A 255-nucleotide genomic window follows, 5' to 3' on the forward strand; every position below is an offset into this window, starting at 1 on the left:
CCGCTTCCAGGGTGGGATAGGTCTTTAGGAAGTTGAGCGTAACCGGCAGAGTTAGGCGCGAGAAGAGTTCAAGGGCCACGGGATAGTACTCCTTGAGGCAGGCGGTCAGGCGGTTGGTGAGCCGAGTGACCTCTTCCAGGAGTATATCCTGGTCGCGGCACAGGGTCTTCAGCTCCTGAATGAGTTCGGAATCGGGGTTCAGGCGACGCAGTCGGCGCAGGTCGCTGCGACCGATATCGGCCAGCAGGCGAGCAT

The 255-nt window shown here is 60.4% G+C and carries 1 protein-coding gene; it reads right to left on the minus strand.

Going from position 1 to position 255, the window contains the following annotated elements; genetic code table 11:
• On the minus strand, nt 1–255 hold a 255-nt coding region (locus tag DXX99_RS11250; protein WP_165847856.1), incomplete at both ends, for an IS110 family transposase.

Source organism: Ammonifex thiophilus, assembly GCF_003368535.1.
GTDB classification, from domain to species: Bacteria; Bacillota; Desulfotomaculia; order Desulfotomaculales; family Ammonificaceae; genus Ammonifex; species Ammonifex thiophilus.